Source organism: Curtobacterium sp. PhB136 (genome assembly GCF_004346855.1).
Taxonomy (GTDB): domain Bacteria; phylum Actinomycetota; class Actinomycetes; order Actinomycetales; family Microbacteriaceae; genus Curtobacterium.
Map to the genome: position 1 here is coordinate 24132 of NZ_SMGH01000012.1, position 16097 is coordinate 40228.

Annotated in this window: 11 protein-coding genes; 2 read left to right on the top strand and 9 right to left on the bottom strand. The window is 62.5% G+C overall.

Annotated features, from left to right (window positions below):
- Positions 1 to 9 precede the first annotated feature (9 nt).
- The 7 genes from EDF27_RS19055 to EDF27_RS19085 form a co-directional block, all read right to left on the bottom strand.
- Positions 10 to 651 (bottom strand): SGNH/GDSL hydrolase family protein, encoded by a 642-nt coding sequence (locus tag EDF27_RS19055; protein WP_123704829.1) that lies wholly within the window; start codon positions 649 to 651, stop codon positions 10 to 12.
- Complete coding sequence (locus tag EDF27_RS19060) at positions 648 to 1637, bottom strand: glycosyl hydrolase (protein WP_123704831.1); 990 nt, start codon at positions 1635 to 1637, stop codon at positions 648 to 650. The genes EDF27_RS19055 and EDF27_RS19060 overlap by 4 nt, the downstream gene beginning before the upstream one ends.
- A 51-nt stretch (positions 1638 to 1688) precedes the next feature.
- Positions 1689 to 2537, bottom strand: coding sequence for a dipeptide/oligopeptide/nickel ABC transporter ATP-binding protein (locus EDF27_RS19065; RefSeq protein ID WP_123704833.1), 849 nt, complete (start codon positions 2535 to 2537; stop codon positions 1689 to 1691).
- On the bottom strand, positions 2534 to 3313 hold the full coding sequence (locus EDF27_RS19070; RefSeq protein WP_347812809.1) for an ABC transporter ATP-binding protein: 780 nt from the start codon (positions 3311 to 3313) through the stop codon (positions 2534 to 2536). The genes EDF27_RS19065 and EDF27_RS19070 overlap by 4 nt, the downstream gene beginning before the upstream one ends.
- Before the next feature lie 86 nt (positions 3314 to 3399).
- Positions 3400 to 4329, bottom strand: coding sequence for an ABC transporter permease (locus EDF27_RS19075; RefSeq protein WP_123704835.1), 930 nt, complete (start codon positions 4327 to 4329; stop codon positions 3400 to 3402).
- Between the two features lie 15 nt (positions 4330 to 4344).
- Positions 4345 to 5331: an ABC transporter permease gene (locus tag EDF27_RS19080; RefSeq protein ID WP_123704837.1), complete on the bottom strand. Its 987-nt coding sequence runs from the start codon at positions 5329 to 5331 to the stop codon at positions 4345 to 4347.
- A gap of 33 nt (positions 5332 to 5364) precedes the next feature.
- Positions 5365 to 7050 (bottom strand): ABC transporter substrate-binding protein, encoded by a 1686-nt coding sequence (locus tag EDF27_RS19085; protein WP_165931580.1) that lies wholly within the window; start codon positions 7048 to 7050, stop codon positions 5365 to 5367.
- A 459-nt stretch (positions 7051 to 7509) separates the two neighbouring features.
- Between EDF27_RS19085 and EDF27_RS19090 the strand changes: the two genes are divergently transcribed.
- A complete protein-coding gene (locus EDF27_RS19090; protein WP_165931581.1) occupies positions 7510 to 9657 on the top strand; it encodes a cellulase family glycosylhydrolase in 2148 nt (715 codons plus the stop codon).
- Positions 9658 to 9693: 36 nt separating this feature from the next.
- A complete protein-coding gene (locus EDF27_RS19095) occupies positions 9694 to 11379 on the top strand; it encodes an ABC transporter substrate-binding protein (RefSeq protein WP_123704843.1) in 1686 nt (561 codons plus the stop codon).
- 15 nt (positions 11380 to 11394) lie between these two features.
- Here the strand turns inward: EDF27_RS19095 and EDF27_RS19100 are convergent, their stop codons facing one another.
- Both EDF27_RS19100 and EDF27_RS19105 read right to left on the bottom strand, forming a co-directional pair.
- Complete coding sequence (locus EDF27_RS19100) at positions 11395 to 14646, bottom strand: glycoside hydrolase domain-containing protein (protein WP_243698434.1); 3252 nt, start codon at positions 14644 to 14646, stop codon at positions 11395 to 11397.
- 274 nt (positions 14647 to 14920) lie between these two features.
- Positions 14921 to 16060, bottom strand: a complete 1140-nt coding sequence (locus tag EDF27_RS19105; protein ID WP_165931582.1) for a cellulase-like family protein — start codon at positions 16058 to 16060, stop codon at positions 14921 to 14923.
- Positions 16061 to 16097: the final 37 nt, after the last annotated feature.

Consider the following 16097-nt stretch of genomic DNA (forward strand, 5'->3'; position numbering starts at 1 on the left):
GGTATGTGATCACGCGTCGCCACGTCCCACGACCGTCCTGATCCACTCCGCTGCCAGCAATGCGTGTCCGAGCGGGGTGGGATGCACCCCGTCCTCCAGCAGGTCTTTGGGGTCGCGTTCGGTCGCCCATCGTGCGAACGATGCATGCGCCGGCACGAGGAGAGCGCCGTGCGCGTCGGCAAGTTCATGTACGACGGCGATTCGTGCAGCGATGTCGTCCGACCAATCCGGGGTGACTACGCCGATCGGCAGCGTGAACGGCTCGATCAGGACGATCTCTCTGACTCCCCCTTCGCGGGCGCGGGCGATGAGGTCGTGCAGCGTGTCCCGGAATGTCTCGGCCGTCGTGATGTCGCCTGCGTCGAAGCGACGCCAGGTGTCGTTGACGCCGATGAGGAGCGACAGGACAGTCGGTTGGAGGGCGAGGCAATCCTCCTCCCAGCGTTCCCGGAGATCGACAGCGCGATTGCCCCCGATGCCCCTGTTCCGAACGTCCATGCCGGCGAACGTCGGGTCATCAGCGAGCTCCTCGGCGACCAGGGCTGGGTACCCGCTCCCGAGGCTGGTCGGGTCGTCACGGTCTCGTCCGCTGTCGGTGATCGAATCACCGATGAAGAGCAGTCGGTCGCCTGGGTGTAACACACAGGTCATGACGCAGCGTCATCTCCATCCGACCGCCAGCTCATGGCCGGCCGGTTCAACACCCGCCCGTCGGCGAACAGATCGCGCACGTCATGACGATCGTTCCCCGTGGTGAGGAAGTCGGTCCACGTCATGAACCACGTCCACTGCGGCTGCTCAGCGAGGACGGCAGGCGATGGCATCGTGCCCACTTCACCGAGCGCGACCGGTCGCCCGTCCGCGAGAGCAACCAATCCGTCGTGGTGGTCCTGCCGGAAGTCGTTCGCGTAGATGTCGACTGCGAGGACGTCAACGACGTCATGCCCGGGGTAACAGTCTCCGTAGGGCAGGATCTTCTCGTTCGGTGTACTGCCGTTCCAGACCCAGACGAGGTTGTCGAGGTGGTGCACCTGGACGAATCGCTCGTACATCATCCGGTACAGCGCCGCGTACCCGTCCTGCCCCGCACGACCACACCACCAGAACCAGTCGCCGTTCATCTCATGGTACGGCCGCCAGAGCACGGGGACATGCGCGTCGCGGAGCTCCGCGAGATGGCCAGCGATCACGTCCACCTGGCGTTCCCAGCGGGTGTGTACCTCGGTTCCTTCGGTCAAGAGGTCTCGCCAAGCCGACGCTTCGAGCGGTCCCCGACAGACACTCCCCTCGAACGTCACCGGCTCTTCTTCGGTGGGACGGACGGCGTGCCACATCAGCGTGATGACTGCACCAGCAGCGTACTGCGCCTTTGCCTCGCTGACGATGGCGGGCCGGAAGTCGATCCCGTCCATGTCGCCGTTAGCGGCGAAGCCGAAGTCCTGACCCCAGACGGCGGGCGCACGTCCGGTGATCTCCTCGGCCTCGTGACTGTACTTCGAGATCTCTCGGGGTGTGTTGTGTTGTCCGCTCATCGTTCGTCGCCCTGCCAGGGTGTACAAGAAGGCGAGCAATTGCCGTGCCTCCGTCGAGGCGCTCGGATTGACGGGCTCACGAGTGGTCGAGGGGTGGTTGTTCATCGAGATGGGAGTTCCTTTCGGGACGTGGTGCTGCTTCACAGCGACTGCAGTTCAGGGTTGTCTGGGACTCGTGCCGAGTCCTCTGCGCCGTTCGGCTTCTCGAACGAACCGTTCACTGCGGGCCGGCTCAGGAGCTGCAGCAGCAAGTGCCTTTGTGAAAGCGGCCTGCGGGCGGAGGATGACGTCATCGGCCGCGCCACGCTCCACGACCTTCCCCTGGTACATCACGAGGATCTCGTCCGAGAAGTGCCGCGCGGTTGCGAGGTCGTGCGTGATGTAGAGCACCGCGAGGTTCTCCTCGCGCTGGAGTCGCGCCAACAGGTTCAGGATGCCGAGTCGGACGGAGACGTCGAGCATTGAAACGGGCTCGTCCGCGATCAGGACTGACGGCGAGGGCGCAAGCGCTCGTGCAATCGCGACACGCTGACGCTGCCCCCCTGACAGCTCGTGCGGTTTCCGATCGATGAAGTCCGACGCAGGCGACAGGTTCACTCGTTCAAGGAGTTGCAGCACCTGGTCGCGCACAGAGCGCCGATCCTTCGCGACCCCGTGCAGTACGAGCGGCCGGGCCAGATGGTGCGCGATGGTGTGGAACGGGTTGAGCGAGGCGAACGGATCCTGGAACACCATCTGGACTTCGTCGCGGTACGCAGCGAGCCTGCGGCCGCGTCCCCCGATCGCTTCGCCGTCAAGCAGCAGGGCACCGCTCGTGGGCCGCTCAAGCTGAGCGATGATCCGAGCAACAGTAGACTTTCCACTCCCCGACTGACCGACAAGGGCCACGGTGCGGCCGGGCTCGAGCTCGAACGACACGTCGTCCACCGCCTGCAGGCGCGTGACTCGGAGCCCGTGACGAAGGTTGAACGTCTTGTTGAGAGACCGTACGGACAGGGTCGTCATCGTCCTCCTCCTTCGTTGGCGTCGATCCCGCTTCGGATGAAGTCACCGCGATCACCGGTGAGACTCGGGAACGAACCGAGTAACCGGCGCGTATAGGGATGCTGCGCATCGAAGAAGACGTCCTCCGCTGACGCCTTCTCCACGATCTCACCGTCCTTCATGATCGCGATCGTGTCGCTCACCTCGAGCAGTAGCGGCAGGTCATGTGTGATGAAGACGACGGCAAACCCGAACTGCTCTCGTAGCCGCATGATCTCGGTGAGGATGTCGCGCTGCACCACGACGTCAAGCGCTGTCGTCGGCTCATCCATGATCATGAGCTGCGGCTGCAAGGCAAGCGCCATCGCGATCATCACCCGCTGACGCATCCCGCCGGAAAGTTCATGAGGGAAGCTCCCCAGCCGTCCTTCGTCCACGCCGACGAGTTGCAGCAGTTCGCGTGAACGCTCTTCTCGCTCGGGCTTGGTCAAGTCCGGCCGGTGTGTGGTGAACACGTCCGCGAGTTGCGCCGCGACGTTCGTGACGGGGTTCAGGGAGTTCATGGCACCCTGGAAGACCATCGACACCTTGCTCCAGCGATAACTCCGCAGGGCACGACCCTGCAGACGGAGGACGTCGACGTCCTCACCGGACTCTTCGTGGAACACGACCTCACCCGCGATGATGGCGGCGGGCGGTCGAAGCAGCTGGTTGAGTCCGTACGCAAGAGTGGACTTGCCACACCCGCTCTCACCAGCAAGTCCAAGGATCTCCCCGCGCGCGAGCTCGAGGTCCACGGAACGGACGGCATGGGTGGTCCGCGGACCCTCGTAGTCGATGCTCAATCCGCGTACCGAGAGGAGCGAGGGGTTGTCTGGAGACATCACGCGGTGATCTCCTCGGTCTTGACGACGGGAGACGTCCGCTGCGACCGGAGCTTGGGGTTGATCACTTCGTCGAGGCTGAAGTTGATCAGCGCGAACCCACACCCGAACACAGCGATCAAGAGGCCCGGCGGCACGAACCACCACCATCCACCCAGGAGTAGCGCTTGCCCGCTCTGCGAGTTGGCCAACATCGTTCCCCAGGTGATCGAGTCCGACGCTCCGATGCCGATGAACGACAGGCCTGCCTCGCCGAGGATCGCCCCGACGATTGCGAACACGAAACCGCTGGACATGACCGGTAGCAGATTGGGCAGGATCTCAACGAAGATCACGCGCCACGCTCGTTCGCCGGAGACCCGCGCTGCGAGGACGTAGTCGCGACCGCGGATCGAGAGTGTCTGGGCCCGGAGCACCCGTGCGCCGGCAGCCCAACCCGTAAATGCAAGGACCGCTGCCACGAGCAAGATCCCGCGCTGCGGGACGTAGCTGCCGATGACGATCATCAGTGGAAGGCCCGGGATGATGAGCATGACGTTGCTGATCAAGGAGAACGTCTCATCGAGCAAACCGCCCGCGTACGCGCCGAATATGCCGAAGACGGCGGTCAGTGCGGTCACCATCACAGCCACCAGGACACCGATGAGCAGTGACCCACGTGCGCCGTAGGCGAGCTGAGCAAGCACATCCTGACCTGTCTGGGTCGTTCCGAGGAGGTGCTGAGAGCTGGGCGCCGTCATACCGATATCCGACACCGCTCGCGGATTCTGTACGAGCAGCGGACCGATGAGTGCGAACAGGACGATCGCGATGACGATCACGGAACCGACGACGAACTTCCCGCTGAGCAAGCGGCGCAGACCGCGCTTCTCCCCCAGGTCTGATTCCGCCACGGAGGTGGCGCCTGCATTGATGAGCAATTCACTCATGGCTTTTCCTTTAGCTCAGGCACGGGCGCGGGTCCGGGGATCGATGATCCCGTACAAGATGTCGACGATGAGGTTCGCCGCAAGAACGGCAATGGTGATGATCAGGAAAAGCCCCTGCATGAGCGAGTAGTCGTTGTTCCCAACGGCGTCGAGCATGCGGTTCCCGATACCGGGGTAGGAGAAAACCTGCTCGGTCACGATCGATCCCGCCACGACGAATCCGAGCGAGATGGCGAACCCGGCCACCGACGGCAGCACTGCGTTTCGCGCGGCGTAGGTGATCATGACCCTCATGGGGTGCAGCCCCTTCGCCTCCGCTGTGACGACGTAGTCCTCCGACAGTGTCGAAACCATCATGTTGCGCATCCCGAGCAACCAACCCCCGATCGAGGAGAGCACGATGGTGAGCGCTGGAAGGGTCCCGAAGACGATCGCACTCGAGATGAACGACCACGAGAACCCGGGAACCACCGTGTTCACGTCGTACCCACCGTTGATCGGGAACCAGCCCAGAGCCAACGAAAAGACATAGACGAGAACCAGCGCCAGCCAGAAGTACGGAATGGACTGCATCAGGGTCGTGGCGGGGATGATCGAATCGACCCAGGTCCCTCGTTTCCAACCTGCGAAGGTCCCGAGAGCGATCCCGATGGCGAAGGTGATACAGGTGGAGAGCCCCACCAGGACCAGCGTCCACGGTATTGCCTGGGCGATGATGTCCACTACCGGTGTCGGATAGTAGGTCACGGAGATCCCAAGGTTCCCGTGTGCGAGCTGGCCGAGGTAGTCGCCGTACTGCTGCCACAAGCTCTCATGGGAATTCGAGCCGAACAACGCCTGCAGGGCTTTCCGCGTCCCGGGGGCGACCGGTCCCTGCCTGGACAGCTTTGCCAGGAGCGCATCGACCGGGTTCCCCGGAAGGAGACGCGGGATGGCGAAGTTGAGCGTGATCGCAGCCCAGAAGGCGACAAGGTAGAAACCGAGTTTCCGAAGTATCTGCATACTTGACCTAATTCTCTGTCCTGATTGCTCCTGTCACTTGACCTCGAGGTGGGTCAGGACTATCTCGTTATCGGGGAACGCACCGGGCGAAGCCTGCGCGTAGAGATCCTCGGTCGTGGGGAATCCGGTGACCTGCTTCGTGCTCCACTCAGCACCGCTCGTGTTGTTGATGATGGGGATGTACGGCATGGCTGGCACGATCTGACGCTGAATCTTCTTGTATGCCTCAGCCTTCACGGCCGAGCTCTCACTGCTGGCTGCCACCTTGAGCTGCGCGTCCACGATCGGATCCGAGAACCGCGATACGTTCCCGTAGGGGTTACCCGATTGACCAACGGGCTTTGTGTTGATGGTCGAGAACGCGTTCTGGTAGACGTAGTACGGGTCCGGGGCGGGGCCTTGGAAGAGGCCGGTGATGGTCATCTGGAACTGCCCTAGGCCCTGCTGGTTCAGCATCTCGTTCAATGCGATCTGCTGCGTGTTGATCTCGATGCCGGCGGACTTCAGTTGTTCCGTGATCGCGCTCAGCGCAGCGATGTAGTCCGTGTAACCACTCGTTACCGTGACGTTGATCGCGAGCTTCTTCCCGTCCTTTTCGTAGACACCGTCGGACCCCTTCGTGTAGCCAGCTCCCTCGAGGATGGACTGCGCTTTCGCGACGTTGGGGGTCATCGGTGCCGCTGCGGCGTACTCGGAAGCGATGAACTGCTTGTCGCGTCCGAGCAACGCGAACGTCGGAGAGATCGCCGTTGCGTTGTCGTAGTAGGCAAGCTTGTCAACCTGGCCGCGATTCAGCGCGTAGTAGATGGCCTGGCGGACTGCGGGGTCGGTCTGCGGACCGGTGCACCCAAGTTCTGCGTTGGAACATGCGGCGAGCGCTACCTGCTGGCTCCCGTAGAGCGTGTATCCCAACGGTGAACGGTTCTTGAGTACCTTCTTGATGTCCGGGATGAAGATACCGGCCCAGTCGAGCTGGCCGGCGAGAAATCTATCGGTAGCCGCCTGGTTGCCGGAAAGCGAGAGAACGCGGATCCCGCCGACACGCACCTTCGACGCGTTCCAGTAATCGGGGTTCTTCTTGAGGAGGTACGACTGGGAGGTGAAGGACGAGAGCGTCATGGGGCCGGTACCGACCGGCGCCTTGTTCACGAACTTGGTCGGGTCTGCGACCTTCTTCCAGACGTGCTCGGGCACGATCGCCGTCTGACCCAGGACGGTGGCTCCGTCCGCGAACGAGGGCCGATCGAACGTGAGCGTCACATGCGTGGTGTCCGATGCCTTCGCTTCTGGCGCGTTGCCAGTCGTGTTGAAAGCTGGTGTGTCGTGCTTCAGGTTGAAGGTGTACGCAACGTCTGCCGCGGTGAATGGCTTGCCATCACTCCATTTGACCCCGTCGCGAATGGTGACGGAGAGCTGCGTCCCTGCTTTGTTCCAGTCGTACTTCGTACCGAGTAACGGCATGGCCGGGTTATTCAGCGGTTTGAGTTCGTTGATGAAGAACAGCGGTTCGTAGAGCATGCCCGCGGTCTCGCCGAGCACGGTCGGACTGAATGGGTTGAAATTCTCGACGAACGTCCCACTTCCTCCCAGGTAGGTCGTCAACGTCGGACCGCCGACGGCGGATTGCGAAGCCGTCGAGGTGCACCCGCTGAGCGACAGTGCTGCCAGGGCAACAGCAACACACATGGCGGGGAGCCCCCGCCGCTTCCAGTTCTTCATCGAACCCTTCATTCTCAGTCGACGACGCCGTCGACTGTGGTAGTAGACGCTGCAACTGTCCTTGGCCAGGGGGCACCGGGACCATGCAACTCGAAGCTGATCTCACAGTAGCACTGGTCCAACCGGTTCTACCGCGCTACGGTGGACGGGCAGCGCGCCCCTCCCAACGACGAGAGAGATTCGATGACGAACTCACGAGAACGCTCAGGTTCTGGCCCTACCGCAAGATGGAGGCGTGCCGCGCTCATCACGGCGGCGATCGCTATCACGGCGGTTGTCACATCGGGTTCCCTGTCCGCGGGTGCCTCAACGGCAGCTCCGACACCACCGTCTGGATTTCGCAGTTCCTACGACTTCGAAAGCGGTACCGAAGGGTTCACCTCGGCGCGACGTCCGGCAAACGCGGGCGACACGAGCACAACGACGGCGCAGAGGACTGGCGGCGTTCAGTCGCTCGTCATGCCGGTGTCGTACTCCGGTGGAAGCTGGGACGAGGCCGCCACGACGGTTGACTTCGGCGGCGACGCCGACCTGAACCAGTTCGGATCCGTGACCGCGCACGTGTACATACCGCAAGCGGGAGATCTGGTCGACATCGGCTTCGACTCACCTACACGAGTCCCTTCGCGCATGGTCACTACGACCGCGGGATGGAACACGGTGACCTTCGACATCGGCGCCGCCAGCACCGACTTCGCCGGTGGGGTCCATGAGGCCTCAAGCCTGACGATTCGCGTTGTGGGCCGATCAGCGACGTACTCAGGCGACGTTGACGTGGACGACGTGACGTTCAACCCGCTGACGAAGCCGGGACTCGACATCACCGCTCCTCTCCCCGACGCCACAGTTTCATCACCGCAAAATTCTGCATATTCGATCAAGGCCACTGTTACAGCTCCGCCCAGTCGAGCGATCACGTCGGTCACCTGGGCCACCGCCACACAGAAAGGTGCCTTGACGACCACTCAGGAAAGTGATCAGTGGACGGGCGATTGGAACCTCTGGAACGAGCCAGAGGGCCCAACCGGTCTCACGATCACCGCCACCGACTCCTCCGGCGCAACGACAACAGTCCCCGAGCGCGTGCTCGTGCAGAACAGTAAGCTCCGCATTGAGGCAGTCACGCCAACGTTTGACGCAGCACTGTCAGCAACGAAGACACTCTCCGCGACCGTCACCCCTGACCCAAGGTTCGCGCTTCGGCGGGGAACCGTGAAAGTGGGCAACTCCAGCTGGCCGCTGTCGTTCTCACGGCCAACGCCGGCCGGCACCGTGCGTGCTCACGCAATCGTCGACACCAGGGCCGTCCCAGATGGTGTGGAGTCTGTTGTCTTCTCCGTGACCGACGCTCACTTCACTGTTCGCGACACGGTAACCGTCACAGTCGTCAACCACCCCACTAAGGCACAGTTCGTCACCGCGAAGAATGGCGTGTTCCGGGTCGGCCGTACTCAAGAGCGCTTCGTAGGGGGCAACGACTGGACTCTCCCGCTGTATCAGGACATGACCACAACGAGCCTTCAAGTCGGTGCAGACGGCGCAGTGATCCCGAAGGGCACGACGATGTCGTGGAAGGAGCAGGTCGACCGCGACATGCTCAGCGCCGAACAGCACCACATCACCTGGCTCCGCACCCTCGCCTTCAACGACAATCCGACCGATCCCGCCGCGTTCCGGACGTCGCTCACCGGGTACAACGAAAGCGCGTTCCAGCGTCTCGACTACGTCCTCGCAAGTGCGCAACGGCACAACGTACGTCTCACGCTCGTTCTCACGAACAACTGGGCCGACTACGGCGGCATCCACCAATACGCCCAGTGGCTCGGACTCCCCGACGACAACGCGTTCTACACCGATCCGACAGCGATCTCCGCGTACCGTGCTTACGTCGCACACCTCGTGGATCGCACAAACACAGTAACTGGACAACGCTACGCTGACGACCCAACGATTTTCTCGTGGGAGCTCATGAACGAGCCGCGCTACGCCTGCACGGCGAACGCCTGCGACGAGTCTGGCGCGACACTCCGCGGCTGGATCGCCGACCAGAGCAACTACATCAAATCGCTCGATCCGAACCACATGGTGTCTGCGGGCAGCGAAGGGCACGGCCTCATCCACACTACCGGCGGGGATGTCCAGTGGGCGGGGCAGACCGAGGGCGACGGTAACGATCCGTTCTTGACCCAGAACGTGCCGGGCATTGACTTCTTCACCTTCCACCCGTATCTGAACGCAGGCTGGTTCAATCCGACGCCTACCAAAGCCAATCAGATGGTGAACGCGTTTGTGAAGACCGCGCAGTCTCTCGGGAAGCCGCTCGTCATGGAGGAGTACGCGTTCGACCGCAACGCGCCCCTCTACTCCGACGACCACACGCTGTTACGGCCCACGGATGCCGCGTTCACCGACGCGTGGACGGCTCGGACCGAGTCCCTTAACACCCGCTTCTTTGCCGCTGGTGGTGGTGCGTCAGGGATCTGGGCGCTGACGAACTCGGTTGACCCGGACTTCAGCGTGAACCTCTACCTCCCTGAGAGCGGAGTTCGGCAGAGCCAGCCTCTCATCGACTTCCTGAGCCGATTGAGTCAACGACTCAATCCTTAATCATGACCAGATCATCGCTTCAGGAGCAAATCCAAAATGAAAAACGCTATATCGCGCATCGTTGTTATGGTCGCCGCCGCAACAGCCGTGATTGTTACGTTATCCGGGTGTACCGGGGCTCGATCAACTGGCACGTCGGGACCGCCGATCCTCGGCATTAGCAATGGAGGCACCGGACCGTTCACGGACAACTTCAATCCGCTGTCACCGACAGGCATGTCCGGTACCGCCGGCTTTATCTATGAACCTCTGTTCTTCTTTAACCGCCGTGCGGCTTTGTCAACGAAACCTGTACCGCTGCTCGGCGCTTCGTACTCCTGGAACAGTTCCGGTACTGTCCTCGACGTGCGGACACAGCCTGGAATCACCTGGAGCGATGGGCGACCGTTCACAGCGCACGATGTTGCGTTCACCATGAACCTGCTCCGCACCAATCCCGCGCTGGACGTCTCAGGCGGTGCACCGCAGGCCACCGCGACCGATAACACGCATGTGGAATTGAAGTTCGACAAACCGTCATTCACTTTGGCCCCGACACTTCTTGGGCTTACATATATTGTTCCCGAACACATCTGGAAGCAGGTTCCTGATCCGTCCAAGTATCTAAACTCGCACCCGGTCGGTACGGGTCCCCTAACCAAGGGAAGCTTCACCTCGCAGGCGTACACGCTGGTCCCGAACAAGCGCTTCCGAGATCAGCAAGATGTCCATGTCGGCGGGGTCCGTTACTACTCGCTTGCCACGGATGAGGTTGCTACGAAGAAGCTGTTGGCCGGGCAACTTGACTGGGCCGGTGTCGCCATCCCGAACATCAGCAAGGTCCTCAGTGCTCGAGACGACCTGAGCTTCTCCGTCGACACGCCGAACCAGGTTGTTCTCCAGACATGCTCGAATGCGGCACTCGGGTGTAGTGGACCACAAACGGATCCGCAAGTACGAAGGGCAATATCCGCCGCCATCGACCGCCGTCAGCTCAACAAGCTCGTGTGGTACGGCACTGCGGAGTCTATCTCCCCGACCCTGCTTCAGCCAGGCCGAGACAAGAATTTCATCAGCCACGCTCACACATCAGTCCTACCGAATGAGGCGGATGTGCAGGGAGCCCAGACGATTCTCCGCTCGGCGGGCTGGTCGAAAGGCCCGGATGGCATCTTTGCGAAGAATGGTAGACCTCTCGCTGTAACTGCGCTCGTGACCAGTGGGTACAGCGGCTACGTTTCAGCTCTCGGCCTCATTCAGCAACAATTGAAGGAAGCCGGAATTAAACTTACTGTACAGCAGGTTGCTGGACAGGAAGCGAATAGTGAGGTGGGACAGGGGCACTTTCAGCTGGCCATTAATGCCCTATTCTCGGGGCCTGTTCCAGACCCTTACTACTTGTATCACCAGTATTTTGCATCATCACAGACGGCGCGCGTCGGGTCTACGGTTGATCCAAGCGGTAATGTCACGCGCTTTTCCGACCAGTCGGTGGACGCCTCGCTCAGTGCGGCCGGCGGTACGACCGACATCAGCCAAAAGGCAGAGGCCTATGCTTCCGTGCAGGACCAGATAGCAACCTCGATGCCGTACATCCCGCTCCTCGCGGCCGGGAGTACTGCTGAGTTCCGGTCAGGACGCTTCTCAGGATTCCCAGACGCGTCGAATCCGTACGCGGAGGCGTCGCCCTGGGCTGCGCCAGATAACGAACAGGTGCTGATGCACCTCCGGATCAGATCTTAAATCGGAGGCGCTAACTCAATGACTACTGGAGTCCCTGGCGACAAGCTCGAGCTGCGTCAAGGCGAGTCTTCTTTCTGCGTAAAATCGAAAAGTCCCGGACCTCACGCCGCCCTGAATTCGGAATGCGCGTGTCTGCCCCGCCCACTCAAACAGCTCATCTGTTTGCTCGTCCGAGGAGCGGACTCGCCCTTCGATGTCCATCAGCATGGTGATCCAGCTGAACCTGCCCGGCTGCGCGACCGTCACGGTGTAGAACGACGCTGCCTCGACCGAAACCGGGACGTCGACGGCCTCGCCCGCTGCAAGTTGCACTTCGGTCGCACCGAGGTCGTCGGTCAGGACGGCGGCTTTCCCGGTGGCGGCACCGACGGGCAGGACGTCCGCGGGGGTGTCTGCAAACCCATGTAGCTCCGACGCACTTGCCGGCCGTGTATCCGATGCCCACCCGCTCGGTTCGTCCGAGAGTGTGAACACGATGTGCGTACCGGACGCCACCACGGAGTGTGGGATGGAGATTGAGGTCCAGGGTTTGCCGTCGACCGTGACCGACTCGATGTAGCGGCCGAAGTGACCGTCCGCCATAGGGTTGCCGATTTCGATCACCGTCGCTGCTCCTTCGGGCCGGCGCAGCTCAGTGCGCCGCACAGACGGAGGGATCAGTACGTAGGTTCCCGTTGCCGGGGCAAGCGGGTACAGCCCGATCGTCCCGAAAACATACCAGGCGCTCATCTCGCCGTTGTCCTCGTCACCTGGGTAGCCCTGCCCGAAGTCCGAGCCGACGAAGAGCCGGTCGAGCGCCTCGCGGACGGTGCGGTGTGCATCGTCGTGGTGCCCGGCATACATTGGAAAAAACGGGATGTGGTGCGCCGGCTGGTTCGACAGGCCGAGCATCCCCATACGAACGTCGCGTGCCTCGGTCATTTCGTGGATCGGTGACCCATAGTGGCCAGCCACCGCCGTGCGGCCGGTCTCGGCCCGAGCGCTGAACGCCGCCAGCGCGCGGAGGAGGCCGTCCTCACCCCCGTGCAGCGCGGCAATCCCGGCGCCGTCGTGCGGCGCGGTGAACATCGTCCCCCACGCGTTCGTCTCGGTGTAGTCGCCGCCCCACTGGTCCGGGTCGTACTCAGCGTCGGGCACCCGCCACGATCCGTCCGCGTTCCGACCGACAAAGAACCCCAGACCGTCGATGTTCGTCTGCGGGTCCGATGTAACGTCACGTGCGGATAAGGGGGTCAGCTGCTTCTCCTGTCTAGAGCCCGAAACCACGCGAAATACGTTTCGGTACTGGAGCGATCTTCGCGCAAACCACTCAGCCTCAACTTCGTAGCGGATCGCATCTGCCGATCCCGACGTCGACTGCTCGGCGAGAAGCCGCGCCATAACCGACGTTGACCAGTCGTTGATCGCAGCGTCGAGGGTCCACGACATGCCCTCGTTGGTGTCGACGTCGACAAATCCGCGGAACGCTCCCGGCTGGAGCCCCTTACGACCGACACGGCAGTCCCGTGCCGGGACGGTCGCATTCTTCACCGCGCTCCGGTACGCCTGCACCAGGTCGATGTGCGGAACACCCTTGATGAGCAGGTCGGCGAACACGGTGTCGCTCGTGGTACCGGTCATGACGTCCTCGGCGCCGGGTGCACTCCACCGTGGCGTCCAACCACCGTCGATGAAGTGCTGCACGAATCCCCGTGCAAGCTCCCCGGCCGTGTCGGGCGTGAGGAGCCCGAGGAGCGGCCATGCGGTCCGGTACGTGTCCCAGAATCCGTTCGTAGTACTGAACGCCGCGGCCACGATTTCCGTCGCAGGTTGATCGCGGATCGGCTCCTCGAGGATCTCGCCGTACGGCGAACGGTAGTGCGGCTCCCCGGTCAGCGCGCTCTCGCCCGCACGGTTGGGATAGAGGAAGAGCCGGTACAGGTCCGAGTAGATCGACAGGAGCTGATCGTGCGTGGCACCCTCCACAGAGAGCGTTGAGAGCTCATCCGTCCACAGCTGCTCCGCGTGAGCCAACATCGCGTCGAAGGTCCCGGCTGCATGGAGATTTGCGGTCGCATCCTCGAACGAAACCGTCGAGATCCCAAGGAGCACGTCGACGGGGGCGTCCGTGGCGACGGTCAGAGAGCCGCGGAGCTCGCCGACACCGTCGGGCGTGTGGTCGAACGAGAGATGCTCGCCGGTGACACCGGCCACACGGAGGTGGATGTGATGGGGCGGAGTCTGCAGGCGGTCGTCAAGGAGTGCTTCCACGACGACGACGTCACCCTCGTAGCGAATGTCGACGTCGCGCACCGCGCCATGGTGGTCGAGGATGATTGACGCCCCAGTACTCACGGACGTCCCGGTATCCGTGGTCTTGGTGCTCCCGGCGTCCGAGAACGTGAACCGCCAGCCAAGCGCGAACTCACCGGCCGTCATGGTCGCATCGATGGTTCCGTCGGTGCCGCCGTCGAGCAGCACGCGGTAACGGTGCGCATGGTCTTCCTCGTCCGCGTGGTTGAACGCGAGCGCGCGTTCCGAACGATCGACTGGAGGGTGGGCGAGCGGCGACGGCATGATCTGGAACACGCCGCGGTCGCCCATCCATGGGGAGGGGATGTGTGACGTCGCGAACGCTTGGATTGTTGGGCGATTGTCGCTGGCTCGGTTGTGCTCCTGGTACGAGTACGGCCACCGGGCCTCGGACGCGTTCGTCATCGGTAGCCCGAACACTCCACCGTGCGGGATCCCGACGAGCGGCGCGTTGTTGCCGCGCGAAAACCGGGCGGACGATTGGGTCCCTCGCGTGGTCGAAACCAGGTCGATTGGCCGGGACGGTCGGTCCGACGCTTGCGCAATCGTCACATCATCGAGCCACCCTCGGAGCGTCAAGGGCGCATCCACACTAGTCGAGGTGCCGCTCGTCGCGGACTCGTCCCTCGCCGTGCAATCCGTCTCGGTCCCGTCCGTGCCACCGAACTGGAGGAGCCGCGTGGGGGATGGAAGGCGCCTCCCGATCGTCGCGACCACCGTCGTCACGGTGCGCCCGGCGACGGCATCAAGTGAAACCGTCCGTCGATTCCACTGGTCTACCCAGGCCGTCCGCGCGTCGTACTGTGCATCCGCATCGATGCGGGCGCCGTACTGGTCCCGCGCGCTCGACGAGAGGCGCGTACCGTCCTCGAACTTAATGTCGAGCCCGAACGCGGTGGCGTCCCAGAATCGGCCGAGATCGGCGACGAGGGGTTCGTTGCGCCCCTCGGGCAGCGTCCGCTCGGGAAACCACACCCAGACGAGCGCATCCCCGGGCCGAATGACATGACCGGACCAACCGGGCACCTCAGCAGTCGTGACGCCCCTCGTGTCTCCCTCGACTAGGAGCGGCGCCGTCGAAGTGAACCCGGCGCCATTCCTCGCGGCAACGGCCGTCGTTGGGCCAGCGCTCCGTCTCAAAACTCGCATAAATGAGGCCTCATCATAGATGTGAACACAAAAAGGCCGAATCACTCGACCGTTCATTTCTGCTCGTGAGGTCTTGCTCTTGATTGGCCAATGTGCCGGCTTAGGCGTGAATCAAATCAGTCATCCGTCGGTGCCATTCGACGTCCTCCCACATTCCAGGGAAATGAGGCTGGGAAAAGTTACTCGTACAAATACCAACCCATCCCCGATCGATCGCCATGGGCACGACCTGTTCCGCCACGTCCTTCACGTAATCCCACCCGCTCCACCCCTGCACGAGGTCAGGTGACCAGCCGACGCTTGCCCAGCCCTCCGTCGTGTACAGCGGGATGTCCCGCTCCTTCGACCACTGACTCCATTCATCGAGCGTCTTCGCAAAGTCGGCAAGGTACATACCGCGTTCGACCCAGTACCGGTCATGCACGAGCTGCTCGTGCTCAGTCAGATTGGTGGTGTCTTGGGAATAGTTGTCCTGATACTTTGTCTGTTCGATAAATTTTGGGGCGGCCGTAGACAACCACAGGTGCGGCTCGCCGAGTCCATACGCGGCCGTCGGCAAGCGCATGATGTCACGACTGAGCGGCGGCTGGTTGCCTCGCAAGTAGTACGATAACGTCGTTGGAATCATCGGGAATTGCTCTCCGACCAGCTCGAGTGAGCGTGCGTATCGAGAAAGACGAACGACCTCGTCATCAGTCCAAGGACGTTGCTCCAGGTCGCCACGATCTTTCGGCGGACCGAAGACCTCGTCCATCACTCCCCCCGCCCAGCCGGGCCACTCATTGCACAGGTCGACCCACTCGACCGCGTCGATCAAGTTGGCCAGTTCCAAGACCTCGAGCGTCTCGATCCAGATACGCGCGAGATCCTCAGGTGTGCGGACTTGTCCGGCCCGGTCCGTGGTGTCGGGCGTGAACCACGTCGAGAGCCCGACGCGCATCCCTCGTTGCTTGACGCCCGCAACGAAACGGATGAGCTCCGGCCGCGGCGCGACACGGACGGGTTCGCGATTGCCCCACATGAACCCCGGAGGCTGCGGCAACACAACGTGTTCCTCCACCGTCACTCCGTCGGAGTCCGCAGCGATCAGGTGCGGGAAGGCGTCGATCCGAACCGTGTCGTACCCGCGCTCGGCGAGCTCATCGAGCACCCGGTCGACATCTGCGTATTCCGCGGTAGCCCCTTCGCGCCGCAGCAGCCATGAAAAATCCCACATTGTCACAGCGGATCTCTTCGTCAACGTGTTGCCTCCTGATCTCGAACGCGGAACGCCGCAT